Annotated in this window: 22 protein-coding genes; 16 read left to right on the top strand and 6 right to left on the bottom strand. The window is 46.3% G+C overall.

The window, feature by feature from the left end; all coding sequences use genetic code 11:
- Nucleotides 1-36: 36 nt before the first annotated feature.
- From CI595_RS20495 to CI595_RS20465, 7 genes are all read left to right on the top strand, one after another.
- Nucleotides 37-759, top strand: a complete 723-nt coding sequence (locus CI595_RS20495; RefSeq protein WP_095175489.1) for a ferredoxin family protein — start codon at nucleotides 37-39, stop codon at nucleotides 757-759.
- A gap of 12 nt (nucleotides 760-771) precedes the next feature.
- Nucleotides 772-1,401 (top strand): hypothetical protein, encoded by a 630-nt coding sequence (locus tag CI595_RS20490; protein WP_095175488.1) that lies wholly within the window; start codon nucleotides 772-774, stop codon nucleotides 1,399-1,401.
- 15 nt (nucleotides 1,402-1,416) lie between these two features.
- Nucleotides 1,417-2,430 (top strand): Bug family tripartite tricarboxylate transporter substrate binding protein, encoded by a 1,014-nt coding sequence (locus CI595_RS20485; protein WP_095175487.1) that lies wholly within the window; start codon nucleotides 1,417-1,419, stop codon nucleotides 2,428-2,430.
- 37 nt (nucleotides 2,431-2,467) lie between these two features.
- On the top strand, nucleotides 2,468-2,893 hold the full coding sequence (locus CI595_RS20480; protein WP_095175486.1) for a tripartite tricarboxylate transporter TctB family protein: 426 nt from the start codon (nucleotides 2,468-2,470) through the stop codon (nucleotides 2,891-2,893).
- 22 nt (nucleotides 2,894-2,915) lie between these two features.
- Nucleotides 2,916-4,436, top strand: coding sequence for a tripartite tricarboxylate transporter permease (locus CI595_RS20475; protein ID WP_095175485.1), 1,521 nt, complete (start codon nucleotides 2,916-2,918; stop codon nucleotides 4,434-4,436).
- Nucleotides 4,433-5,281, top strand: a complete 849-nt coding sequence (gene panB, locus CI595_RS20470) for a 3-methyl-2-oxobutanoate hydroxymethyltransferase (protein WP_095175484.1) — start codon at nucleotides 4,433-4,435, stop codon at nucleotides 5,279-5,281. The genes CI595_RS20475 and panB overlap by 4 nt, the downstream gene beginning before the upstream one ends.
- A gap of 107 nt (nucleotides 5,282-5,388) precedes the next feature.
- The gene (locus CI595_RS20465) at nucleotides 5,389-6,141 is read left to right on the top strand and encodes an IclR family transcriptional regulator (RefSeq protein ID WP_095175483.1); all 753 of its coding nucleotides are present in this window, start codon (nucleotides 5,389-5,391) and stop codon (nucleotides 6,139-6,141) included.
- A 134-nt stretch (nucleotides 6,142-6,275) separates the two neighbouring features.
- Here the strand turns inward: CI595_RS20465 and CI595_RS20460 are convergent, their stop codons facing one another.
- Nucleotides 6,276-7,478: a coenzyme F420-0:L-glutamate ligase gene (locus CI595_RS20460; RefSeq protein WP_095175482.1), complete on the bottom strand. Its 1,203-nt coding sequence runs from the start codon at nucleotides 7,476-7,478 to the stop codon at nucleotides 6,276-6,278.
- A 268-nt stretch (nucleotides 7,479-7,746) separates the two neighbouring features.
- Here CI595_RS20460 and CI595_RS20455 point away from each other — a divergent pair, with 268 nt between their 5' ends.
- Complete coding sequence (locus CI595_RS20455; protein ID WP_095175481.1) at nucleotides 7,747-8,127, top strand: PadR family transcriptional regulator; 381 nt, start codon at nucleotides 7,747-7,749, stop codon at nucleotides 8,125-8,127.
- Nucleotides 8,063-9,469: a DUF2812 domain-containing protein gene (locus CI595_RS20450; RefSeq protein ID WP_162291932.1), complete on the top strand. Its 1,407-nt coding sequence runs from the start codon at nucleotides 8,063-8,065 to the stop codon at nucleotides 9,467-9,469. The genes CI595_RS20455 and CI595_RS20450 overlap by 65 nt, the downstream gene beginning before the upstream one ends.
- A 108-nt stretch (nucleotides 9,470-9,577) precedes the next feature.
- Here the strand turns inward: CI595_RS20450 and CI595_RS20445 are convergent, their stop codons facing one another.
- From CI595_RS20445 to CI595_RS20425, 5 genes are all read right to left on the bottom strand, one after another.
- Nucleotides 9,578-10,336, bottom strand: coding sequence for a polysaccharide deacetylase family protein (locus CI595_RS20445; protein WP_095175479.1), 759 nt, complete (start codon nucleotides 10,334-10,336; stop codon nucleotides 9,578-9,580).
- 126 nt (nucleotides 10,337-10,462) lie between these two features.
- Entirely contained in the window at nucleotides 10,463-11,467 is a 1,005-nt protein-coding gene (locus CI595_RS20440) for a uroporphyrinogen decarboxylase family protein (protein WP_095175478.1), read from the bottom strand.
- Nucleotides 11,468-11,514: 47 nt separating this feature from the next.
- Nucleotides 11,515-12,705 carry an MFS transporter gene (locus tag CI595_RS20435; protein WP_095175477.1) on the bottom strand — a complete coding sequence of 397 codons (1,191 nt, stop codon included), beginning with the start codon at nucleotides 12,703-12,705 and terminating at the stop codon, nucleotides 11,515-11,517.
- 20 nt (nucleotides 12,706-12,725) lie between these two features.
- Nucleotides 12,726-13,073 carry a hypothetical protein gene (locus tag CI595_RS20430; RefSeq protein ID WP_147737752.1) on the bottom strand — a complete coding sequence of 116 codons (348 nt, stop codon included), beginning with the start codon at nucleotides 13,071-13,073 and terminating at the stop codon, nucleotides 12,726-12,728.
- A gap of 105 nt (nucleotides 13,074-13,178) precedes the next feature.
- A complete protein-coding gene (locus tag CI595_RS20425) occupies nucleotides 13,179-13,781 on the bottom strand; it encodes a GTP-binding protein (protein ID WP_095175475.1) in 603 nt (200 codons plus the stop codon).
- A gap of 257 nt (nucleotides 13,782-14,038) precedes the next feature.
- On the opposite strand from CI595_RS20425, the gene CI595_RS20420 reads away from it, so the two are divergent.
- The 7 genes from CI595_RS20420 to CI595_RS20380 all read left to right on the top strand — a co-directional run bounded on the left by CI595_RS20420 (nucleotide 14,039) and on the right by CI595_RS20380 (nucleotide 24,386).
- Nucleotides 14,039-15,505, top strand: a complete 1,467-nt coding sequence (locus CI595_RS20420) for a PucR family transcriptional regulator (RefSeq protein ID WP_162291931.1) — start codon at nucleotides 14,039-14,041, stop codon at nucleotides 15,503-15,505.
- Between the two features lie 281 nt (nucleotides 15,506-15,786).
- Nucleotides 15,787-16,824, top strand: a complete 1,038-nt coding sequence (locus tag CI595_RS20415) for a LacI family DNA-binding transcriptional regulator (RefSeq protein WP_095175473.1) — start codon at nucleotides 15,787-15,789, stop codon at nucleotides 16,822-16,824.
- Between the two features lie 473 nt (nucleotides 16,825-17,297).
- Nucleotides 17,298-18,332: a 5-dehydro-2-deoxygluconokinase gene (iolC, locus tag CI595_RS20405; protein WP_095175471.1), complete on the top strand. Its 1,035-nt coding sequence runs from the start codon at nucleotides 17,298-17,300 to the stop codon at nucleotides 18,330-18,332.
- A 132-nt stretch (nucleotides 18,333-18,464) separates the two neighbouring features.
- Nucleotides 18,465-20,396 (top strand): 3D-(3,5/4)-trihydroxycyclohexane-1,2-dione acylhydrolase (decyclizing), encoded by a 1,932-nt coding sequence (gene iolD, locus CI595_RS20400; protein ID WP_095175470.1) that lies wholly within the window; start codon nucleotides 18,465-18,467, stop codon nucleotides 20,394-20,396.
- A 238-nt stretch (nucleotides 20,397-20,634) separates the two neighbouring features.
- On the top strand, nucleotides 20,635-21,420 hold the full coding sequence (locus CI595_RS20395) for a 5-deoxy-glucuronate isomerase (RefSeq protein WP_095175469.1): 786 nt from the start codon (nucleotides 20,635-20,637) through the stop codon (nucleotides 21,418-21,420).
- A gap of 184 nt (nucleotides 21,421-21,604) precedes the next feature.
- Nucleotides 21,605-22,756: an iron-containing alcohol dehydrogenase gene (locus tag CI595_RS20390; RefSeq protein ID WP_095175468.1), complete on the top strand. Its 1,152-nt coding sequence runs from the start codon at nucleotides 21,605-21,607 to the stop codon at nucleotides 22,754-22,756.
- Between the two features lie 694 nt (nucleotides 22,757-23,450).
- Nucleotides 23,451-24,386, top strand: coding sequence for a substrate-binding domain-containing protein (locus CI595_RS20380; RefSeq protein WP_095175467.1), 936 nt, complete (start codon nucleotides 23,451-23,453; stop codon nucleotides 24,384-24,386).
- Nucleotides 24,387-24,559 lie beyond the last annotated feature (173 nt).

Genomic DNA, 24,559 nt, shown 5'->3' with positions numbered 1-24,559 from the left:
ACAATGTGCTATAATATAGCACAGAAAGGAGCGGGAATGAAAATCAACAAAGATTTATGCATCAACTGCGGAAAATGTATGGACTACTGCCCGGTAAATGCAATCAAACGGATGGAGAGGCAAATCCTTATGGATTTTGATGCTTGTGTAGAATGCGGAGTCTGCAAACGTTCTGCTATCTGTCCAAAAGATGCCATTTACCAGCAGAAGTTGGTATTTCCCAGAACAATCAGAAGTATTATGAGTGATGTTCTGACAATTGCCGAGGAATCCCAGATATCAGGGCGCGGCACAGAGGAGATGAAAACAAATGAGGTGACCGGAAGATTCAAAGATGGATGGGTAGGTATTGCGATCGAAATGGGGCGCCCTGGGGTTGCTACCCGAATGTATGACGTGGAACGGATGGCCATGGCAGTGGCGAAAGAGGGCGCTGAATTTGAGGTGCAGAACCCTGTCACAAGTATGATGGAGAACCCGCAGACCGGAAAATTCAAGGAGGAACTTTTAAATGAACGTGTTCTTTCCGCAATTCTTGAGTTCCCGGTTCCCATTGCAAGGGTCAAATCAGTTCTCCGAGTGATTCGGGAGACTGCTGAGGAAATCCATACGGTTTTCAGCCTGGATATCTGTTCCAAGGTGGCTGAAGATGGAAGCATTCCCCACGTGGAGCCAGTAAAAGCACTGGGAATGTGGATCTCTCCAAACGCCAAAACAAATGTAGGGTTGGGAAGACCATTGTTTCAAGAGAAAGGATAAGGGGGGAAAGATATGACGCATACACTGCATAGAGTCGGAAGTGTGGAAAATCTGAAAAACGATTGGGTTATTTTATGTATGCCCAGCAAAGATATCAATCACGTTGGGTCTGCACCAAAATTGAAACGGTTTTTTGAACTGAGTGAAAAGAATCACTGTGTCACAATGGGAGACTGCCGCAGCGGAAATGAGTATTATCAGGGCAGCCGCAGAAAAATGATAGAGACAGTGGAGGACAGGGCAGTTATCACGGCAGTTTTTAACTGCGAGGAGGACGTGGTAAACATGCTGACGGATTTAAAAAAAGAGGATTTGGGAATGTCAGTTGTGGTATCAGGCCTTACAGACAGAGCAAAGGAGTGCTGCTGCAAATCAGGTCTGAAACCTCATACAGTGGAACATTCCCTGGGAAGATGGGGGGAAACAGATAAGCTGCCTCCTTCAGAAATATTGGAGATATCAACCATGTGCGGGCATTCCATGGTAGCGGTGAGCCTGATATATAAAATGATAGAGCAGGTGAAAAAGGGGAAGATGACATCTGCGGAGGCAGCCCAGGAATTGTTTAAACCCTGTATGTGCGGGATCTTTAATACGGACAGGGCCGAGAAGCTGATAGCAAAAATTGTGGAGAAGGAATAAGAGGAGGAATTCTTTATGAAAAAGGGTGTAGCTTTTTTCTTATGGTCACTTTTGGCTTCTGTTTTACTTGTGGGATGCGGTAACACATCCTCTTCGGAAGAGAACAGTGAAAGTGGAAAAGCGGCAGGGGATTTTAAACTGAAAAAAGATGTGGAGTTTATTTGCCCTTTCAGCGCTGGCGGCGGAAGCGATTTGTATGCAAGAATGGCAGCAGATATCATACAGAAAAATGAATGGTGTGATCAGCCCATCATGGTGGTTAATAAAACTGGCGGTGGCGGTTCAGTTGGGGATACATACACATTTTCCAAGAAAGGAAGCAGTGAAACTATTACAACTTATGTATCAGCGCAAATAACCAGTGCAATGTTGAACAAGACAGAGGTAACCTATAAAGACTTAACGCCCATATGCAATCTGGCAATGGATGAATATTTGATAGGGGTGAATGCAGATTCACCTTACCAGACCGCAGAGGATTTAATGAAGGCGTCAAAGGAAAATCCGGGAAGTATTACAGTTGGGGGATCTGGCAAGGGTACAGAGGATGAATTGGTAACAGGAATGATGAATAAATATGGAGATGCGCAGTTTGAATACGTTTCCTATAACAGTTCCTCAGAAGTCATGAGTGCTATGTTGGGCGGGCATATTACGGCAGGGATTTATAATCCCAATGAATGCCTCAGTCAGGCGGAAGCGGGCCAGGTCAGTTTGCTGGCTGCATTTGGACCTGAAAGGGTCAGTATACTGCCGGAGATATCAACCTTTACGGAACTGGGTTATCCGGATATTGTTTTTCAGCAGTTCAGAGGAATATTTGGAGCACCAGAAATGACAGAAGAAGCTGTGACTTACTGGGCTGACGTATTTAAGAAGGTAACAGAGGACAATGAGTGGAAAGAAAAATATTTAAATTCCAATGGTCTGACGAGTAAATATATAGCAGGAAAAGATTTTGAGACATTTCTTGATGGTGAGGCGGAAAAATATGAAACGATCTTTAAAGCAACAGGTGCTCTGGAATGAAACGCTGATCGATCAGGAAAAGAGGTGATGGGGCGTCATGCTATTTGTAATAGAACTTTTTTTTATGGCAGCCGGTGCTGTCAGTGTGATACTGGGGATTACAAAATATACATTTTGGGAGGTGACAAAACCGGGAGCTGGATTTATGCCTGTTTTGGTAGGAATATTACTGATCATCATCGGTTTGTTTATGATAAAGGATAAAAAGCTCAAAAGTGAGAAAAAGTTTGAGGTGCAGGGAATGATCCCGGTGGGGATCGTAATTGCCGCGGTAATCGGGATCTATATTGTGGGAATGACTTTTTCAGTAAGCATTATGGTATTTGGATGGATGAAGTTTTTGGAAAAATCAAAAATTTTTAAATCACTCTTTGTATCAGTTCTGACAGGGATCATTATTTATGCAGTATTCGGAATATGGCTGAAAGTGCCTTTGCCTGTAGGCATAGCAGGGATACTATAATGGTTAAAGAGAGGTGAGATGTTTGGAAAATTTTGAATTATTGTTTAGAGGTTTTGAAACGGCACTTACCCTTCAAAATCTGCTGGCGTCTCTTTTGGGAGCAGGATTGGGAATCATTATCGGAGCTATGCCGGGAATCGGATCTTTGGCAGGCTGTGCACTTTTATTACCGCTTACTTTTAAAATGAATCCTACAACAGCCATTATCATGTTGGCAGCCATCTATTACGCAAACATGTATGGAGGGTCTTTTAGCGCCATATTGCTAAATATACCGGGTGACTCTCCTGCTATCATGACTGCGTTAGATGGATATCCCATGACCAGAAAAAATAAGGCGGGGAAAGCTTTATTTGCAGCGGATTTATCTTCCTTTATAGGAGGAACCATTGGGATTCTGCTCTTGACCATTCTAGGGCCTACATTGGCAGATATCGGACTTAAATTCGGACCTGCTGAAATGGTATCTCTTTTACTTTTAGCGCTTACTTCGATTGGATGGATGCTGGGAGATGATCCAAAACCGGGCCTTATGGCTACCTGTATCGGTGCACTGCTGGCTCTAATAGGGCTTGATCCTATATCGGGATATTCAAGATTTACATTTGGAAATGTGAATCTGCTTAGTGGATTGACATTTATTCCGTTAGTTATAGGGATGTTTGGATTCAGCCAGGTGATCGAAATGGTGATCAATAAAAATAATTTTGATTTTCTGGGGAAGAAAAGAATCAGTATACGGGAGAGTATTTTGAACCGAAAAGAGGTAAAAGCGTTGCTGCCAATTTCTCTGAGAGGTGGTATAATGGGCACCTTTATTGGTATTTTGCCGGGAGCAGGCGCAACGATAGCATCTTTTATTTCTTATATGACAAACAAAAAAATGTGCAGGAATGGAGAAGAATTCGGTACAGGTGTTGTAGAAGGGGTGGCAGCTTCGGAATCTGCCAATAATTCTGCAGCTGCCGGAGCATTTGCCCCTTTGCTGTCACTGGGAATTCCCGGTTCGGGTACGGCGGCCGTTTTACTGGGCGGCTTGATGATGTGGGGTCTGAAGCCGGGGCCGCAATTATTTACACAGGAATCAGAGTTTGTTTGGGGTCTAATAGCTTCTATGTATATTGGTAATATTATTTGTATTTTGGTCGCGATCTGTATCATTCCATTTTTAATGAAGCTTTTATGTATTCCCAGTGGGATTTTAGCTCCGATCATTGCAGCATTATGTATTGTAGGCGCTTTTTCCGCAAATAATAATATGTTCGATGTTGGGGTCATGCTTATTGCCGGTATTGCTGCTTACCTTTTAAAGACCTGTGGGATACCGGCCGCCCCTCTGCTGCTTGCGTTTGTATTGACACCAAAATTGGAACTGTATTTTTCTCAGGCGTTTCAGATTTCCAACGGCAACCCCGCAATCTTTTTTAAAAAACCGATTTCATTGGCACTGTTGATTTTTATGGTATTATTCATGATCATGCCAATTGCGGTTAAAAAGATACGGAAGCGAAAATTAAGTGTAAGAAAGGAAAAAGATGTATGAAAAAAAGTATAATTGATTTCAGAAAAATGGTAGCAGAAAACGAAAAAATCGTATATTTAACAGCCTACGATTACCTCACCGCAAAATACCAGGAAAAAGCCGGAGTGGACATGATCCTGGTGGGAGACAGTCTGGGGATGGTGCAGTTGGGATATGAGACGACATATCCGGTAACCATGGAGGATATGATAAGCCACTGCAAAGCTGTGCGCAGGGGCGCGCCGGAGACCTTTATTGTGGGGGATATGCCTTATATGTCATATCAGATTTCCGATCAGCAGGCCGTGGAAAATGCGGGGCGGCTTACAAAAGAAGCGCTCTGCGACTGTGTGAAGCTGGAGGGCGCAGGGCCGGAGATCGCAGGTCGGGTCAGGGCCATCAGCAGTGTGGGGATTCTGGTCATGGGACATATTGGGCTTACACCTCAGTTTGCGGCAGAGTTGGGAGGATACAAGGCACAGGGGAGAAGTGCGGATGCTGCGGTAAAATTGATCCGCCAGGCAAAAGAACTGGAGGAAGCAGGGGCATGCAGTATCCTGGTGGAAGGTGTGCCGGCGGCTGTGGGGGAGGCAATCACCAGACAGGCGGGCATTCCCATCCTGGGGATCGGAGCAGGATCCCATACCCATGGACAGCTCTTGATCTATGCGGATATGGTGGGGCTGTATGACAACTTTACACCAAAGTTTGTAAAACAGTTTGCCCATGTGGGGCAGCAGCTGCAGGAGGCATTCCGGGAATATTGTAGGGAAGTGCGCAGCGGAAGTTTTCCGGATGACAGCGTCCATACATATAAAATGAGTGCCGATGAGGTGGAAAAGCTCCAAAGAATCACAGAAGCCTGAAGGTAAAAAGCATTTTGATGGATATGGAAAATAGTGGAAATTTGGGTGGACTTCAAATTAAGGCTGCCTTATAATAACTACTAAAGGATGTTAGGAGAATAGTCACCATGGAAATGAAAGAAAAAAAGAATACTATACAGTCCGTCGAAAGGGCCATATCTATTCTTAAATGCTTTGAAAACCATCAAAGGCTGGGAATAACGGAAATCAGTAAAATGCTTGCTCTGCATAAAAGTACAGCCTTCGGCCTGGTGGGGACCTTGGAATATCATGGGCTGCTGGAACAGGATGCGGATGGAAAATACCGTCTGGGAATAGAACTGTTCCGTCTTGGGACACATGTGCAGATTGATTTGCGTAATATTGTACTTCCGTATCTGGATGAACTGCTCAGGCAGTGCCAGGAAACCGTTAATCTGGTCATCCGCGAGAAGGGAAATGTGGTATATATTGAGAAAAAGGAAAGCCCCCATTCCATGAGGATCTGTACAAAGGTCGGACAAAGCCTGCCGATGTACTGCACAGCAGTGGGGAAAGCCATTATGGCGGCACTGCCGGGAACGGAACTGGAAGAGATTCTGGAAGATACGGAATTTACCAAATATACGGAGAATACGCTGCAGTCACAGGAACAGGTAAAGCAGCAGGTAGAAGAGATCAGAAAGGCAGGCTATGCGGTAGACCGGGAGGAGCTGGAATACGGGCTGGTCTGTGTGGGGGCAGCTATCCTGGACTTAAATGGATATCCGTTAGGTGCCATCAGTGTATCCGGGCCTGCAACACGGATGACGGAAGAATTGATCGCGCGGTCAGGAAAGCTTCTGCATGAATATGCCGGACAGGCCAGAAGAAAACTTTGATAAAAGGATTTGCAGGCCGGCGCCTTTGTTGTGCCGACTAAAGGAATGCCCCGGGGGATACAGAAACCGGCAGGCAGACAAAAATCCGGGATCCCAGTCTGTAAAAGACCGGAATCCCGGATTTTTAATACCCATTATTCTTTTGTGTAATTGTCAAAATATCCCTGGATATAGATGATAGGCGTACCCTTATCTCCGGAACCGGAAGTCAGGTCTGCCAGGGAGCCTAACAGGTCTGTCAGGCGTCTTGGTGTCGTGCCCTGGGTTACCATGGTACCCTTCAGGTTTTCTGCTTTTTCATCTTTTTCCTGGATGTAATTTTTAATGGCAGCTTTTAATTCATCTCCGGATAAATCAGCGAAATCATTGTCCGCCAGGTATTTCAGCTTCACCTCATTGGGAGTTCCGTTCAGGCCCTCTGTGTAGGCAGGTGAAACGACCGGGTCAGCCAGCTCCCAGATTTTTCCCACCGGGTCTTTGAAGGCGCCGTCACCGTAGATCATGACTTCCACATGTCTGCCGGTTTTTTCCAGAATGGATCTATGTATGGAATCAACCATTTCTTCGCAGCGGATAGGGAAGAGCTTCACAGTATCCTCTGTGGCTTTGTTGGAGCCAAGCAGGCCGTATTTGTCATTGTATCCGCTTCCGTCGATGCTGTGTGTCATAACATCATCCAGCGCGTAGACTTTTTTTGCGCCATTGGCATTCAGGATGCGTTTGGTGCGTTCTCTGCTGTGAATGTCGCAGGTGAGGATACTGGTTGTGTAGTCCAAGATCGCTTTTGGATTGTTGGCAAAAATGATCTCCACTTCTGCGCCGCTCTCACGGATCACATTTTTATAATAGTCCACATAGTCAACACCGGTAAATACGTGTTTTTCGTATCCGAACAATTCTCTGTATTTTTCTTCTGACAGTACATCGGTCCAGGGATTGACACCCTTTTCGTCCATGACGTCCAGGTCCACCAGATGATTTCCCACTTCATCAGAAGGATAGCTCAGCATGAGCACGATTTTTTTACAGCCTTTGGCGACTCCTTTCAGACAGATGGAAAAGCGGTTCCGGCTGAGGATCGGGAAGAGGACACCAACGGTATCATCACCGAATTTTTCATGTACATCTTTGGCAATCTGTTCCACACTGGCATAGTTGCCCTGGGCTCTGGCAACCACCGCCTCTGTGACAGCGATTACATCTTTATCGCGAATCTCAAAGGGTTCGCTTTTTGCAGCTTCCAGCACGCAGTCCACTACGATTTCCGACAGGTTGTCCCCTTCACGGATAATTGGAGCGCGGACGCCGCGGGATATGGTACCTACCATTTTAGACATTATGATATTCCCCCATTTTTTCATTTTCGTGGACATTGCCACCATTACTATTCTACGGTTTGTTGCCAAAATAAGCAAGTAAATCCTGACAGAAACCGACAAAAAAATTGTATTGGGGGAGAATGCGTTTTATTTGACAATATCGTTATACGATATTATAATAAAGATAAGAAATATCGTATAACGATATTGCCAAAAGTGATGTATACGCCAGTGATGCGAAATAACAGAAAGCGATGGTTTATAAGGCAAAGGGGAGGGAGCAGATATGCCAAGAGAACAATTTCAGAGTTTGACGGAACCTATGTACTATATTCTCATGTCCCTGCAGGATGAATGCTGCGGAGTGGATATCATGGAAAAAGTAAAAGTTCTCTCAGGGGGCCGTGTACAGGTGGGACCCGGAACCCTGTATACGCTTCTGGGAAAATTCCAGGAGGGTGATATGATCGAAGAGACCAGACAGGAAGGGCGGAAAAAGTGGTACCGAATCACGGAAAAAGGGGATGATACCCTGAAAAAGGAGTATCGCCGTATTTTAGCCATGGCAAGGGACGGGGCTGCCAGATTGGAGGGGGATGGAGATGCTGTATTGGAGATGGAGAACCTTTGGAGTCCTGGATGCTCCGGCAATGGAGTATTTCTTTGAAAAAATGGCAGCTCGTGGATGGATGCTGAAGGATGCGAATGGAGGCTTTTGGGGATTTGAGAGGCAGACGCCTAGGAATGTGAAATTTTCGGTTGTTATATTAAAAGATGTTTCCATGTGGGAAGGGAGTGTAAACGAGAAGTCCGGGGATTTTCAGTTCTACTGCGAGCGTGCAGGCTGGCATTTTGCGTGTGCCGAGAAATGTATGCAGATTTTATGGAGTGAAGATAGGGGGCTTGTCCCTGTGGAGACTGACGAGGCTTTGAAGATGGAGGCAGTGAAGAGCCAGTTTCGGAAGCAGGCGGTATTGCTCATGGTTTTAGACGTGTTATTTGCGGGCATTTATTTTTGGCCTGCTCTTATGGGAGCACCCAGTCTGGCGGGATATAAGTTGGGCGTGCTTCTTGAAACCAATGGGGGAGTCCTTGCACTGTTTTGTATGTTGTATCTTTTTCTTAGCGGTTTAGCCGGTGTGATCTTTTATCTGGTGTGGTGCCAGGCGGCAAAAAGAGCTGTATCACAGAAAAAGCCCGTGAGATACAGGTCCTATCCTTTATTCCGCCTAAAGGATATAGCCACAAAAACTTTTTGTTTTTTACTGGCAGTGTTCTTTTATATAGGGATTTTGCGCGGTTTGATACAGGACAGGGATTGGAGAGGGCTGGCAACTCTGTTATTATTTGTGATTATATACGGAAGCCTGTATCTTTTTATGTGGAGCAGAAGAAAAACCGGATTTCGGTGGAGGTATCTATTGTTTGCATTGGCTGCTATCGTTATTATGATAATGGGTTTACATAAAATAGACACCCTTGCAGGTATGGAGGAGCCAAAGGAGGACACGTGGATGACTGGGGATGGTCCTTTTCTGGAGTATTCGTTGCTTTTACCGGACAATGATGCAAAGGACAGTGAAACCGGTGTGGTTCAAAGGGGACTCCATGACAGCAGCAGAAGCATCCTGTTGGAACAGGAAAGATATCGGGTATCACAGAGCGGCAATGAATTTTCGTATACATTATATAAGTCCAGGTATAAGGGGGTTTTAAATTATATAAGGAAACTGAGCAAAAGCAGCCCGAATTACCGAGAATCCGGTGCGTATTGGGAAGGAAACATATATGTACAGGGATTTTTTTATCATGAACCGGATTACTGGAATAGGAAGGAGACGGAGGAGTCCGGGGAGGAAGTTCCTGAAGTGACTTACCGGGTATCCATTTTAAGAAATGGTCCGTATATTTTGATCGTCCGATACAAAGTTCATGAAAGTATGGTCAGCCGGGAAACTGTTGACAGCCGGGCGGCTGCGAAAATGAGGGAACTGCCCGGCATTTTATAAGAAAGACTGCAGGAAATCGAAAGCGGTAAAAACAGCGTACAGGGAAATGGATATAGTTTCCGGAAATCGTTCCGGAAGGATATTCCACGGTTCTGTACGCTGTCTTTTTTAGTCTGCTATCTGTCTGCCCTCATGGTCCATATGATAATTGTCTTTATAAATAAGTTGTGATATTGGAACAAATTCATATCCTTTCTCCTGCAGAGTCGTGATAAGGGTGTCCAGTGCATCCTTGGTATATTTGGCCCCGTTATGGCAGAGGATAATGCTCCCGCTGCCCAGATGGGAATCTTCCGTGACCCTTTTTATGATATCGTCAGCGCCGTAATCTTTCCAGTCCAGGGAATCAACATCCCATTGTATAGGGTAGTAGTGATTGGCACGGGCATTTTTAACCACATCATTGTCATAGTCCCCATAGGGGGGACGGAATAAAAACATTTCATATCCGGTCAGTTCTTTTACTTTATTGTGTACTGACATGAGCTCCTGGGTTTTTTCCTCGTCTGTGAGCTTGGTCATGTATTTATGGTTCTCACTGTGGTTGCCCAGGTCATGGCCTGCTTCATAGATCTTTTTTACATCGTCAGGATAACTGGAAACCCATCCGCCGGTCATGAAAAAGGTGGCCTTGACATTGTGTTTTGCCAGAATGTCCAGGAGTGTGGCAGTATCCTCATTGCCCCAGGCAGCATCAAAACTGATGGCAATCTGTGGTTTATCGGTCTTTACACAGTAGATGGGGAGTTCCCGGCTTCCGACAGTGCTGCTGACAGAGACGGCTTTTGGCAGATATGTAACAGCACATAGTACCAGTGCACCGGCAAATCCAAGTGTGATAATGGTATTGATCAATTTTTTAAGCAAGGGAGAATCCCCCAATAGAATGTTGTTATAATGATATGCCGTTTGGGGGCAGAAAAGAACGCAGCAGGCAGAGAAAGGGCTGCATACCCCTTATAAGGTAAACAACCCTTTCCCGTATCAAGCCCGTTATTTCTTATAAAAGTTCCTTCCGTAGGAGTCATATTCCTCAGCGATCCAGCGTGCTTTGTTTTTAATCTCTTCATCGTCCGGTGCGCCGTATGTACTTGCCCAGAAAACAAATCCGCCTCCCGGAGCAAAGGTGTCAATGCATTTCCGGACCTCAGCTCTGACCACCTCTTCAGGGGTGCCCGGCCAGCCCGCAGGACCTGAAGAATCCCAGCAGCCTTCCAGAACCAGACGATTTCCGTATTTTTTCTTGATTCCCACCAGGTCATTCATGGTCTGGGCAGGGTTCCAAGCGCACACACCGAAGTCAAGCCAGTCCTCAATAAAGTCTTCACATCTTCCGCAGTCATGCATGTCAATAGGCAGTCCGGCTTCCTGGGCAAACTTTGCCTCACTTGCGTGGAATGGTTTCACCATTTCCCTGTACATAGCAACAGAAATGAAGGGATTGGTGGCGGTAGCCGTGTCATCTGTGATAGCCCAGGCATCGGGTTTGTAGTGATCCCTCACTTTGCTGCATACCTGCACATAGAATTGATTCAAATATTCAAAGAGTGCCATTACTTCCTCCGGCTCTTCCAGCATAGCACAGAGTCCCTCAGTAAATCCCATGAAATTCATGAGCTGCTGGAAATAACCAACATGGATGGTGGCAGTGACAGCCGTCTGCGTTCTGTCTATATGCTGCATATCTTTTTTAGCCATGGATTCCCAGTCAATATGAGAAATATCAGGTGCTTTTATAATATCGCGCCAGTGACGGATGTCATCGAGTATGAATTTTCCAGGTTTGGGCAGAGACATATAACCGGTTTCTTTGGTGGCAACATACTCCACGCCCCAGATGTCAAACCCGCCTGAAGGATTTTTTCTGGCATTCAGGAATCCCGGGCCTACCCAGGCAGTAGCCGGCGCATGTCCGGGCGAGGGGATCAGAAGTCTTGGTACCCATTCAGGGGTTTCTCCGCGCAGCGTCATCAAATAGTTTTCTTTCTCAGTTAACATAATATTTCCTCCTTTTCATAGATGATTGATTTCCTGCTGTAGCTGGATCAGTTTTGTTTTGCCGTTTTATTTCCTCCGGTGACAAGAATGTATATTGCCGCACCCACAACAAGGCAAATGGTGGCTGTGGATGTGATCCTCCACTCCGCCCTGGGAATATTCAGGCCCAGCAGTTTTCTGACACCGCTGATCAGGTAAGGAGAGAGGAACTGTCCAAGTCCCACACAGCTTGTATAAATGGCAATTGCCTGGGAGCCAAACTTTGGTTTTGCAGCGGTCCCCGCGATCAGCAGGTTGTATGTGGGGTTGTAGAAGCCGAAACCAAGTCCAAAGATTGCGCCGCATATAATAAATAAAGGAAATTGCTGGACAAAACACAACAGTGTCAGAGCCAGTCCCACAAGTCCTGTGGATATGATCGCCATATACCGCCGTGTCTTTTTCTGCAGAGTGCCAAATACAAGGCCTGCGATAAAGGCAAAAATAGTGTTGGTGGAGGCAACCATGGAAACCTGACCGGCGCCGCCGATATTCTCCCCTGTTATGACAAGGGAAAGTTCAACATTAAAGGACATCATGCACGCGTTAAAAAATATTGCAAAGAGCAGAACATAAAAGGTTTTCCGCGTGTATTTCTTTTCTCCCGCGCTGGAAGAGGTTTTTTCTTTTTTTATAGGCTCGTTGGACGGACAGAAAAAGAGTACCAGAAGCGCTACCGGGATTGCGAACAGGTATCCAAAGAATGCATATCTCCACCCAAAGGAGGTCAGCCAGCCGCCTACTAAGGTTACCCCGGCTCCGAACAGTGCGCCAAAGGCGGCACGGAATCCCAAAAGCTTAGCCTTTTCGTCCCCCTCATAGAGCTGCTGAATGATCGCATTCGCCAGTGGGAAAACGGTTCCGGAACCCATACCGTAGATTACCCTCATGATCAGGATGGATGGAAGATTAAATAAAAAATAAGTACCAAAGCCTGCCACCAGCATAAGACAGGCACAACTGATGACAATCTTCTTAATGGGGAAAATCTGTATCAGTTTTCCCGACAATAGTGAGCAGACGATCATCATGAGTGACGGGATAGTGGAAAACAGCTTTACGGTTGTGATATCATACTGCGGAAATTCCTTGACCAAATAAGCCAGGGATGATGCATTGATGCCGGCCAGATATAGTAAGGTACTGACAGACAACACAGCTACCGTGTTCATTAACGTGTATTTTTTCTGTTCTGCCATAGTGATTCCCTCCCTTGTGGTCAGATGGAAAATAAGGGGCTGCTGTCAACTGCGGACTCTACAAGATGTGTCAATGTATCTTTCTCTATGCAGAGGGCAATAACGACGGCATGTATGGATATAGTTGGAGACTGCGCGGCTTTTTTCATGGCGTCTGTGTCTGTGAGGGAAATCATGATAACCTCATTTGTTTCCATGGATGCCTTTATGTGCCCGATTATACCGTTATGCTCTGTGATATCCCGGGCGATTTTTTTGAAAAACTGCTTCACCAAAAGTTCTGTCTGCCGTACATCCCCGCAGGTATTCCACTCCAGGGACACGACACTGGCAGCGTCTTGTTCATAGGCGTTTAAATGAATGACCATATGATCCTTATGAAGGGAAACGGTAGTGTGTTCATGGTGTTCGTGGCTATGGGAATGCGTGTGTTGCTCATGTCCGTGTGTGCAGTCGTGGGAATTTTCATGCATTTAGATCACCCCCAGTACAAAATCCCAGATACTGTGAGAAACCGGCTGATTTGCTGAAGTCTGGAAAATCTTTGGGTGCGGGTTTATCTCCGAGATCTGCTGTTCCATTTTATTTAGCAAGTCTGAAGTAACCAAATCGGTCTTATTGACCAGCACGGTGTCTGCGTTTGTTAGCTGTCCGGATATAAGCTGGTGAAGCGGCGTCAAAAGATGTTCCCATCGTGAGGCATCGGTGACAACACAGATTCTGGAAGTAAGATGCATACTGTCAGCCAGGTTTTTCTGGATCAAATGCGGGTAGGCGAGGCCTGTGGTTTCCAGGATGAGCCAGTCCGGCTTCATTTGTTCCTGAATGTTGTGGACTGCTGTGAGGAGTTCTCCGGACAGGGTACAGCAGGCACACCCGGAAAAAAGATTTTCCACCCGGTACCCGTTCCCCCGCAGCAGTTTGTCATCAATACCCTCTTCCCCCACTTCATTTTCCAGTATGACCACTTTATATTCCGGGTCATGGGCGGAACGACCGGTGATGTAATAGGCAAGCTGCAGCAGGAGAGAAGTTTTTCCTGACCCCAGGAAGCCCCCCAGAATTAAAATTTTCATAAAATCCCCCCTTTCTTATTTCCATGGAGATGATATAGGGTAAATAGTTTACTGCTAATTTCTGAATTAATTGGATTATAGGACAGAAAAGAGAAAAAATATAGAAGCTGAACGCACAAAAAAACAAAAATATAGAGTCCGTATTTGGTGTGATAAGCACAAATCTTGAAATTGGGTCGAATTATATATTTTTTTGTCGATTTATGGTATCATGTGATGTAGAATGTGCAGAGATTTTGGAGGGGAAAGGGAGATTTATGAAGTTAAGTATGCATATGATTGCCAATCGGATATATTTTCTTGATATGGAGGTCCATTTGCGTGAAAGCGATCCTCCGGTTTTAAAAAGTGCGCGGCTTGTGTATGCAACGGACTGTGCTTACATCTATGCGGATGAAAATGATACCATATGCAGCGCGGAAAGCGGAAGTATACGGCTGAAAGATGTAAGGCTTGCGGAGGGGTTTGATATAATCCAGAGTGTGTTTGATTTTTATGATGACTGGTACCAGAATATTCAGGGGCTTATCACACAGAGGGCATATCAGGATCTGGTGGATGCGTGTTTTCGGGTTTTCCACAATCCTATGACCCTGTTTGACACAGACTGCAAAGTGCTGGGCATGAGTTCCCAGTATGGAGAGGACGATGGGGACAGGGAGTGGGCGTACCTGTCCAGATATGGATATTCCTCGATTCAGGCTTTGGAATATATGAGATCCTTTTACCCGGAGCATGATTTTGAGTATGAGAAAGTACTTCCTTTTAAATTTCAGGGCACAATACTGAACTGTCAGGGAATCACAGGTGCTCTCATTTTTCAAAATGAGTTTTTTTTGCGGATCAATGTGATAGAGAAAGACCGCGCCCTGAATCAGGGGGACTACCAGATGCTGGAAATGCTTCTGCAGATGATGCATCATTATCTGGATAATGAGCGGGGGGAGAAGAACAGAAATGCGGAGAACTCCGTGTTTTACAGTCTCCTGAACAATGAAATGACAGATAGTGAAAAACTAAACAGAAAGCTGATGTACGCGGGATGGAGCGCAGAGGATAGGTATCAGGTGGTCATAGTGAGGACCCGGCGAAAAGAACTTTCGGCAAAAGCTGCAGAAGTCATGCGTTCCACCCTAATGGGGATTTTTCCTGAATGCAGGATGATCGGCAGGGAAAAGGAATTTATCTTAATATGGAACATCAGTAAGTCCGGGGCCTTTAAAAGAGAGCGTGTACGGCAGATTTTTCTGCAGACAGATGCGGATGTGGGGATCAGCCTTCCCATGGAAGGGATCTTTCACCTGTCATATTTATATACACAGGCAAAAGCGGCTGTGGACAATAAGGATCTGCTTGGAGAAAGCAGTGATAAGATCTTGGATTTTTATTACATGGGGATCAACTATATCCTTATGTCCGGCAGTCTGGAGCATATGATGTACGCCTGCCATCCGGATGTGAGAAGTCTATGGAAAAGAGAGCAGGAGGAGCAGGATGGGCTGTTTGATACCTTTTCCGCTTATCTGAAATACGAGCGTTCGGTTTTGAACACTTCCCAGGCTGTTTATATACACCGGAATACCCTGCTGTACAGAATAAAGAAAATCAAGGAACTTCTGAAATATGATCTTGAAGATGCCTATACCAGAAATTATATGCAGGTATCTGTTATGGTCACAGAATTATACCGTAAAATGAACCATGGGCTGCCGGAACGGAAGTAAATGTTTTGTAACTATTCAGTAGGTCTGCGCATTCACTGCGCTGACCGTAAGAAAGCATTCCGCAGCCAAGCAAAAATCCCATCGCCAAAGGCGATTCTGCATGGATGGATTTTTGCCTGTAACTGTGAAGGTACTGAACAGTTACAATGTTTTTTCATATACCGCTTGTAAAAGAGCGTGCAAAAGGATATAATAGAAAAAACGCGTGCTAAATTGAAATATACGTGTGCTTTGCGTGTGCGGCAGAGATTCTATCAATCAAAAAATTCCGGAGGCGGATTATGGCGGGGACAATACAACAGATTGCAGAGCTTGCAGGGGTTTCAAGAGGAACTGTGGACAGGGCTTTGAATAACCGGGGAAGAATTAACCCGGAGGTGGCAAAAAAAATAGAACAGATAGCGTCTGAAATAGGATATGTGCCAAAACACAGGAAAAAAGCAGACAGTGCAGGAAAGCAGGGCAGCAGGGGGAAGAGGATCGGCGTAGTGACCCAGTTATCCCAGTCATCCTTCATGCTGCAGGTCAATAAAGGGATCCGGGACGCGGCCAAGAAGCTGGCGGACCAGGGCATGGAAGTGATCATAAAGGAGAATGCATCTGTGGATGAATCCGAGCAGATGCAGGCGATCACGGAACTGGAGGAGGCAGGTATTGACGGACTGGCTGTCATGCCTGTGGACTGTGACAATGTAAGGGTTAAGCTCAACGCACTGACAGAGGAGCGGAACATACCGGTGGTCACCTTTAACTCTGATATAGTAGGCACAAAACGCTGTTGTTTTGTGGGACTTGACAACTGGAAAAGCGGCCGGACGGCAGCCGGACTTATGGGAATGATGATGCGTGGGAAGGGAAAGGTCCTGGTCATCACCGGATACTTTTCCAACAGTGCAGGCAGCCGCAGGGTGGATGGTTTTGTGGAGGAGCTAAAGAGAAGTTTCCCGGAAATGGACCTGGTGGGGGTGCAGAGCAGTTTTGACCATACGGATGAGGTGGAGAAGATCATTGTAAATGCCATGTCTGCATTTCCGGATCTGGAGGGGATTTTTGTGGCATCCGGCGGGCAGGCAGGTGTCAGAAAAGCTTTTGACAAGCTGAAGCTTGAGAAACGTCCGTATGTCATCATCTATGACCTGACACCTAAGAATGAGAAGGCGCTTCTGGAAGATACCGTGGATTTTCTCATCGACCAGGAAGGCTATGATCAGGGATACCGGGCCTTGTCCATTTTGTCGGATCTGTTGAGACGGGGCAGAATGCCGGAAAAAGAATACATGTATACGGAGATCAATATTAAGACCAAATATAATCTATAGAAAATCTGCGGGTTTCGATGGGAGAGACACTGCGGAAACGGGAGACAGCAGCCGGGAATTTCCGGATAGAATGGAAGAGATTTGTACGCTTATCATTCTTTCCGAAAATTTCCGGCTTTTATTTTCTGGTAAAGGCTTTAAACTTTCATGTATCATGTTTGACCCCAACCCCGCAAAAGACACATTTTGCGATAAAAAGCCTGAAATCCTGAAGTCATCTGTAACATAGGAATCCTGTAGGCGAAGGTCACTGCTGAAAAGCACACATTAAAAGCACGCACATGTTATTGTGAAAATGCTACAAAATCAACCCTTATATTTGTGCACAAAATAGAAAGGTTGTAAAAACAAAAAAAGTGCTTGCACATTTTATGCGCGTGTGATACTATAAAAGCACAAAAGGAAAGCACGTAAACGCACACATAAATAAAAAGCACGCAAACATGGATGGAGAAAACAGGAGGAAAGTTGTTATGAAGTATGTAGAATTTGATCAGAGCAGACCAATGGATCTGGTATTACTGGGCCGCGTGGCAATTGACTTTAACCCAGCTTACAATGACCAGGTAAAAGAGGAGTTCAAACCACTGAAGAAAGTTCATATGTTTGAGAAATTTGTCGGCGGTTCACCGGCCAACATCGCTGTAGGTGTTACAAGACACGGAATGAAGGCAGGTTTTCTGGGTAAAGTATCGGATGACCAGTTTGGTGACTATGTAGTGGATTATTTCGATGAGCAGGGAATTGACACATCACACATTACAAGATGCACCGGCGGTGAGAAACTGGGTCTTACATTTACAGAGATGTTATCAGCCAAGGAAAGCAGCATCCTGATGTACAGAAACTGCATTGCTGACTTACAGCTTCACGTGGATGACATTGATGAGGAGTACATAAAACAGACAAAAGCGATCCTGATCTCCGGAACAGCGCTGGCGGAGAGTCCTTCCAGAGAAGCAGCTATCAAAGCCGTACTTCTGGCAAAGAAAAACAATACAAAGATTATTTTTGACATTGACTACAGAGAGTATAACTGGAAGAACAGCGATGAGATAGCGATCTACTACTCCATGGTAGCAAAAGAAGCTGACATCATCATGGGTTCCAGAGAAGAGTTTGACCTGACAGAAAAGCTGATCCAGCCGGGCATGACAGATGAAGAGTCCGCAGCCCTGTGGCAGGGTTACAACGCAAAGATCGTTGTGATCAAACACGGAATGAAAGGGTCCACAGCCTACACCTGTGACGGACAGAAATATTCCATCAAACCCTTCCCGGTTGACGCCAGAAAAGGCTTCGGCGGCGGAGACGGATACGGCTCAGGTTTCTTATACGGCCTGTATCAGGGATGGGAAGTGATCGACTGCCTGGAATTCGGTTCCGCAGAGGCTTCCATGATGGTAAGAAGCAACAACTGTTCCGATTCCCTTCCGGGACCGGACGCGGTACACGCATTTATCAAAGAAGAGAAAGAAAAATTCGGAGAGATGATCGCAAGGGTATAAAGGCATCATAACGGATGTAACATTCGTTGACATAGATACTAACATAAACACTGACTGCGGGGCGGGCCGGGAGTTCCCCCCTCGCCCGTAACGCAGGCAAAGCCTGCACGGTAAAATGAAAGGAGATTAATCATGGCAAAGACAACAAGAATGACGGTTGCACAGGCTATCGTTAAATTTTTAGATAATCAGTATGTATCCATGGACGGCGTGGAGACAAAATTTGTAGAAGGTTTCTTCACCATTTTCGGACACGGTATTGCAGTGGGCCTTGGAGAGGCTCTGGATACTGATCCGGGACAGTTAAGAGTTATGCAGGGAAGAAACGAGCAGGGCATGTGCCACGTGGCAACAGCATTTGCAAAGCAGAATAACAGAAAGAGCATCATTCCCTGTGCCTCCTCTGTAGGCCCCGGAGCTGCCAACATGGTGACAGCCTGCGCGACTGCCACAGTGAACAATATTCCGCTTCTGGTGTTCCCGGCTGATACCTTTGCATCCAGACAGCCTGACCCGGTTCTGCAGCAGTTAGAGCAGAGCAGCAGCCTGGCTACAACAACAAATGATGCATTTAAGCCGGTATGCAAATACTGGGATAGGATCACACGTCCGGAACAGCTTATGACAGCACTGATCAACGCAATGCGCGTGCTGACAGATCCCTCTGAGACAGGTGCCTGCTGTATCGCCCTTCCCCAGGATGTAGAGGGTGAATCTTATGATTACCCGGATTATTTCTTTGAGAAACGCGTACACAGGATCACACGTCCTGTAGCTGTGGAAGAAGAACTGGAAGATGTAGCTGAAATCATTGCAAACGCAAAGAGACCTCTGCTTATTGTAGGCGGCGGTGTGAAATATTCTGAAGCCGGTGAGACAGTTGAGAAATTCTGCGAGGAATTCCATATTCCATTCGGCGAGAGCCAGGCAGGAAAGAGTGCGTGCCAGACGAGCAATCCTTACTGCCTAGGTGGTATCGGCGTCACAGGTACCCTGGCATCCAATGTCATTGCAAAAGATGCTGACGTAGTGATCGCTGTAGGCTCCAGACTTTCCGACTTCACCACAAGCTCCAAGCACTTGTTCAGAAATGATGACGTGAAATTTGTCACCATTAACAACAATAGATACCATGCATACAAGATGGACGCTGTAAAGGCCATCGGTGATGCAAAAGTGACTGTGGAAGCCCTGGCTGAAAAGCTCCGCGCAAAAGGATATGTTTCTTCCTACACCGGAGAGATCGAAGCAGCCAAGGGGGCATGGGATAAAGAGTGGGATCGTCTGGCAGGGATTGAATACACAGGCGATGACTTTGAGCCGATCATCAAGGCAAGAGACCCGAGAACAGTTCCTGAATTTGTAAAACTGACAAACGGTAAGATCACACAGACTGCAGCCCTGGCAGCTATCAACAAGACCATTGACAAGGACGCTACCATCATCACAGCAGGCGGTTCCCTTCCCAGTTGTATGCAGCGTATGTGGAGAACAGACAAGAGAGGCGGATATCATGCAGAGTACGGCTATTCCTGCATGGGCTACGAAGTTGCAGCCACTCTGGGCGTAAAATTTGCAGAGCCGGAAAATGAAGTATACTGCGTAGTAGGTGACTCCAGCTTCCAGATGCTCCACAGTGAGATTATGACCATCATGCAGGAGAGAAAGAAAGTAAACATCTTAGTATTCGACAACTGCGGATTCGGCTGTATCAACAACCTGGAGATGAACCACGGTATCGGAAGTATTGCCACAGAGTTCCGTTATACAGACGGAAAGAAACCTACCGGAGATCTGATCCCTGTAGACTACGCAAAAATCGGTGAGGGCTATGGCCTGAAGACATATACCTGCAAAACCATCGCTGAACTGGTTGACGCACTTGAGGATGCGAAGAAACAGGAGATTGCCTGCCTCTTTGACCTGAAAGTAATTCCAAAAACCATGACAGACGGTTACGAATCCTGGTGGAACGTAGGAATCGCTACAACATCTGACAAGGACAGTGTAAAGAAAGCCTGCGAAGGCGTTATGACAGGACGTAATGAGTCCAGAGCTTATTGATCTTATATAAAAACAGGATGCCGCACGGACCCATCCGCTCTCAACACGGCTGCCCTTTTCCTTAACCGGAATAACAGCGGCAGTGCAGGGAAATCGGGCCGGTGCGGCAAAACCAGATGCAGCAGTTGGATACCGGAGGGCTGCTGCAGGATAACAGCATGTAAAAGAAGATGGATGATCCCTTACGGTCTGTTAGGGATATGAACCATAAATATATTGTAGCAGGAGGATATTAGATATGGGAAAAGTGTTTGGATACCCGGAGTTTGACGCAAACGGTGAAAAGATTCTGACAACTTATGACAACGAATATAAAGACATGATGATGGATATCCGTGTTTACCGCATGAAAGCCGGTGAGACCAGATTCTTCAAAAGAGACGGTGAGGAAGTGGCTGTACTTCTGCTCTCCGGAAAGATCGTTTATACATGGGAAGGAAATGAGGAGGCTGTCAGCAGAAAAGACGTATTCACAGAGGGGCCTTGGTGTGTACATGTGTGCACAGGAACAGAGGTACGTGTAACTGCAGATGCAGATTCCGAGATATTAGTACAGTGCACAAAGAACAATACAGAGTTTGCTGCTAAATTATATAGGCCGGAGGATGCTCCCTGGGGCTATTCCTGCAAAGGTAAATTCGGCAATGTTGCCAAGAGAAGAGTCAACACGATCTTTGACCATGATATCGCTCCCTGGTCCAACATGGTATTAGGGGAAGTCCTCAACGACAGAGGAAACTGGTCAGGATATCTGCCCCACAGACATCCCCAGCCGGAGACTTATTACTTCATGTTTGACCGTCCGGAAGGTTTTGGAGCCAGCTTTGTGGGAGATCAGGTCTTCAAGAGCACCGACGGAAGCTTTTCCGCAATCCCGGGCGGTGAGCTGCATCCTCAGGCAGTGGCTCCGGGATTCCAGATGTACACCTGCTGGATGATCCGCCATATTGAAGGAAATCCATGGCTGCAGACAGACCGCTGTGAGGATGAGCGTTACACCTGGCTTCACGACGCTGAGTTCTAAGAAATCCCGTAACTGTTCCTCACAGTTACAGGCAAAAATCCATGCAGAATTGCCTTTGGCGATGGGATTTTTGCTTGGCCGTGGAACACTTTCTTACGGTCAGCGCAGTGAATGCGCAGACCTGTTGAATAGTTAAGAAATCCCATATAAAAAAATAGAGAATAAGAAAAAGGAGTACACGATTATGGCAAGAGAATTTATCGTACCGGGTCAGATCATTTCCGGTTCAGGCGCATTAAATATGGCAGAGACAGTATTAAAAGGACTGGGAAAGAAAGCCCTTATTGTTACAGATAAAGTGATGATCCAGCTTGGAAACTGTGCAAAAGTTGAGGCGGCTCTGAAAAATCAGGGGGTTGCATATGCGATCTACTCTGAGATCATAGGCGAGCCTACAGATACCATGATTGAAAATGGCCTGAAATTATACAAAGAGGAAGGCTGCGACTTCCTGGTAGCCCTGGGCGGAGGAAGTCCCATTGATTCCATGAAAGCCATCGGTTCTCTGGTTATAAACGGAGGAAATATTTCTGATTACATGGGAAAAGTGATTGATGTGGAGGTACCTCCTATGGTAGCGATCCCCACCACAGCAGGGACCGGTTCTGAAGCTACACAGTTCACGATCATCACAGATACAAAGAAGAATATCAAAATGCTGTTAAAGGGCAAAGTCCTGATGCCGAGCCTGGCCATCATTGACCCGCAGTTCACCATGACCGCACCGCCTAAGATCACAGCAGCTACCGGTCTGGATGCATTATGTCACGCAGTGGAAGCCTACACTTCCAGAAAAGCACAGACACTTTCCGATACTTTTGCTATGTCAGCAGTAAAACGTATCTTCAAATATCTGCCGGCAGCATTCAAGGACGGCAGCAATGAGGAAGCCAGAGTACAGATGTCTGTAGCAGCTCTTGAGGCTGGTATCGCATTCAACAACGCATCCGTTACCATTATCCACGGAATGAGCCGTCCAATCGGCGCCCTGTTCCATGTAGCACATGGTCTTTCCAATGCCATGCTGTTAAAAGAGTGCCTGACCTTTGCACTGGAAGGCGCATATGACCGTTTTGCAGAACTGGGACGCGCAGTTGGCGTTGCAGCAGATACGGATTCTGACAAAGAAGCAAGTGAAAAATTCCTGGCAGCAGTGGATGCTATCGCAAAAGAGCTGGAAACACCTACACTGGCTGAATTTGGGATTGATAAAGACGAGTTCTTTAAAGTGATCGATAAGATGGCATTTGATGCTATGGACAGCGGAAGTCCACAGAACACTATGAGGGATGTTACTGAGGATGATGTGAAACAGATTTATAGGAATTTGTGGTAATTCAATAGATAGTATGAAGCTCCAGGGACCGGTGGGCGTATCGGTTTCTGGGGCTTTTTTGAGGAACAGATGGGGAATGGGAATGGGAATGGGAAGGCGGACGGAAGTGATTGGGAGAGGGCCGGGGGAGGGAGAAACCTGTGAGCGAAGCGTTCCGCTGCCACGGAGCTAACCTGCTCCCATCTACTAAATTCATCGGCAAAGGCCTCTTCATTAAGTAGCTGGGGCAGGTGGATCTCCGCGGCGCTCCACTAAAACATCGCTCACAGGTTTCTCCCTCCCCCGGCCCTCTCCCAATCACTTCCTGTTCTTCACTGACCGCGGGTTTGCTAGATGATTTACTCTTATAGAATCAAAGGCAAGAGATGAAAGTCTATATGCAATGGTTTTATACTTCCGGCAGAGAAAACCAGGGTTGTTGGGGGTAGGGGCTGTGCTCCTGTGGCAGACATTGCGGGAGAGAGCCTGAAAATCCAGCGCTTACGGAGACTTGGCGCGAAGCCTTTGCTGAGCGTCTTAGCCGCAGTTAGCGCTTAGTTGAAGGGGAACGAAGCTGGCTGCCACAGGAGCACAGCCCCCACCCCCAACAGCCCGTCCGTATTGTAAAAAAAACTCTGCCATCACACACAGTATTGTAAGAAATAGCAGAAAATGTTAAAATTAGGACAGAAAAAACAAAATGAGGGAATGTGGAATGCGAAAGCGTAAGAGATGCCTTCTTCTGGCTGCAGTGTGCCTGTTATGTATTGGCGGCTGCGCCGGGAAGGATGTGCAAGAACCGGAAGGGGAGTTTATCATAGGGGTTGTGACAAAATCCAGAAACAGCGAATACTGGATGTCCGTCAATGCCGGTATGGAGAAGGCTGCCAAAGAGATGAACGTGAAAACAGTCATTCTCTCCCCAGACACCGAGACGGATAAAAAAATACAAAAGAAAATGATCCGGGACCTGCTGAAAATGAAGGTGGATGCCTTGGCTGTGTCCCCCATTGATTCTAATGATAATCAGGACTATTATCTGCAGGCTCAGGAACTGGAGATCCCGGTATACTCTTACGATACCCCCATTGCGGATGTGGAGGTACCCTATATTGGCATTGACAATGAGAAAGTGGGGTATGAGCTTGCCAAGGTTCTTGCTGAGGAGATGGGGCATAAAGGGAATATTGCCATCATTGCAGGCAGCAGGGAACAGACGTCCCACGAAAAAAGGATTGCCGGGTTTGAAAAGTATATGGAGCAGGAACCGGATATGCATATTGAGGTGGAGAAGAGTGGGTACAGCAACCTGCGGGTGTCGGAACAGGAGATGGCCGAGATCCAGAGCAACTATCCGGATCTGGACGGTATTATGACCACCAGCGCAGTGACGGCGCTGGGGCTTGCGGAGGCTACCAAAGGAAGCGGTATTGCCATAGCCTCTGTGGATGACCAGGAGGATGCTATCCGGGCAGTGGAGGAAGGACGCATCACTGTGCTGGGCGCCCAGTCCGGCTATGATATCGGATATGAGACCGTGAAATATATCGTGAATGATAAAAAAGGGGTAAAACAGGACCGGGAAAAGATTTTGGTCACACAAATACTGACCCGGGAAAACGTGGAAGATTACCAGAACCTAAAAAAATGACACAAAAATCTAAAAATAATCCCAGTCATAAAGCGGGAGGCGGAGTCGTGCTGAAAAATGGGAATATTTTTAGAACCATATAAGAAAAAACGTAAAAATAAAACTAAGGAATCTAAAATTTCTATTACTAGGATTTTCCCTGCAAAAAGGTAAAATAAAATCATCAAAAGGAT

It is taken from the genome of Blautia hominis (assembly GCA_002270465.1).
GTDB lineage: Bacteria > Bacillota > Clostridia > Lachnospirales > Lachnospiraceae > Blautia > Blautia hominis.
Note: the sequence above shows the minus strand (reverse complement) of the source record. Positions and strands in the feature narration are given on the sequence as shown.

What these genes read in the sequence shown, in the direction of transcription:
- CI595_RS20455 (WP_095175481.1), top strand. Translation starts at nt 7,747, where the DNA reads ATGCCAAGAGAACAATTTCAGAGTTTGACGGAACCTATGTACTATATT.
- iolC (WP_095175471.1), top strand. Translation starts at nt 17,298, where the DNA reads ATGAAGTATGTAGAATTTGATCAGAGCAGACCAATGGATCTGGTATTA.
- CI595_RS20440 (WP_095175478.1), bottom strand. Translation starts at nt 11,467, where the DNA reads ATGTTAACTGAGAAAGAAAACTATTTGATGACGCTGCGCGGAGAAACC.
- CI595_RS20485 (WP_095175487.1), top strand. Translation starts at nt 1,417, where the DNA reads ATGAAAAAGGGTGTAGCTTTTTTCTTATGGTCACTTTTGGCTTCTGTT.
- CI595_RS20415 (WP_095175473.1), top strand. Translation starts at nt 15,787, where the DNA reads ATGGCGGGGACAATACAACAGATTGCAGAGCTTGCAGGGGTTTCAAGA.
- CI595_RS20465 (WP_095175483.1), top strand. Translation starts at nt 5,389, where the DNA reads ATGGAAATGAAAGAAAAAAAGAATACTATACAGTCCGTCGAAAGGGCC.
- CI595_RS20420 (WP_162291931.1), top strand. Translation starts at nt 14,039, where the DNA reads ATGAAGTTAAGTATGCATATGATTGCCAATCGGATATATTTTCTTGAT.
- CI595_RS20380 (WP_095175467.1), top strand. Translation starts at nt 23,451, where the DNA reads ATGCGAAAGCGTAAGAGATGCCTTCTTCTGGCTGCAGTGTGCCTGTTA.
- CI595_RS20390 (WP_095175468.1), top strand. Translation starts at nt 21,605, where the DNA reads ATGGCAAGAGAATTTATCGTACCGGGTCAGATCATTTCCGGTTCAGGC.
- iolD (WP_095175470.1), top strand. Translation starts at nt 18,465, where the DNA reads ATGGCAAAGACAACAAGAATGACGGTTGCACAGGCTATCGTTAAATTT.
- CI595_RS20460 (WP_095175482.1), bottom strand. Translation starts at nt 7,478, where the DNA reads ATGTCTAAAATGGTAGGTACCATATCCCGCGGCGTCCGCGCTCCAATT.
- CI595_RS20495 (WP_095175489.1), top strand. Translation starts at nt 37, where the DNA reads ATGAAAATCAACAAAGATTTATGCATCAACTGCGGAAAATGTATGGAC.
- CI595_RS20435 (WP_095175477.1), bottom strand. Translation starts at nt 12,705, where the DNA reads ATGGCAGAACAGAAAAAATACACGTTAATGAACACGGTAGCTGTGTTG.
- CI595_RS20425 (WP_095175475.1), bottom strand. Translation starts at nt 13,781, where the DNA reads ATGAAAATTTTAATTCTGGGGGGCTTCCTGGGGTCAGGAAAAACTTCT.
- CI595_RS20490 (WP_095175488.1), top strand. Translation starts at nt 772, where the DNA reads ATGACGCATACACTGCATAGAGTCGGAAGTGTGGAAAATCTGAAAAAC.
- CI595_RS20480 (WP_095175486.1), top strand. Translation starts at nt 2,468, where the DNA reads ATGCTATTTGTAATAGAACTTTTTTTTATGGCAGCCGGTGCTGTCAGT.
- CI595_RS20430 (WP_147737752.1), bottom strand. Translation starts at nt 13,073, where the DNA reads ATGGTCATTCATTTAAACGCCTATGAACAAGACGCTGCCAGTGTCGTG.
- CI595_RS20450 (WP_162291932.1), top strand. Translation starts at nt 8,063, where the DNA reads ATGCTGTATTGGAGATGGAGAACCTTTGGAGTCCTGGATGCTCCGGCA.
- panB (WP_095175484.1), top strand. Translation starts at nt 4,433, where the DNA reads ATGAAAAAAAGTATAATTGATTTCAGAAAAATGGTAGCAGAAAACGAA.
- CI595_RS20395 (WP_095175469.1), top strand. Translation starts at nt 20,635, where the DNA reads ATGGGAAAAGTGTTTGGATACCCGGAGTTTGACGCAAACGGTGAAAAG.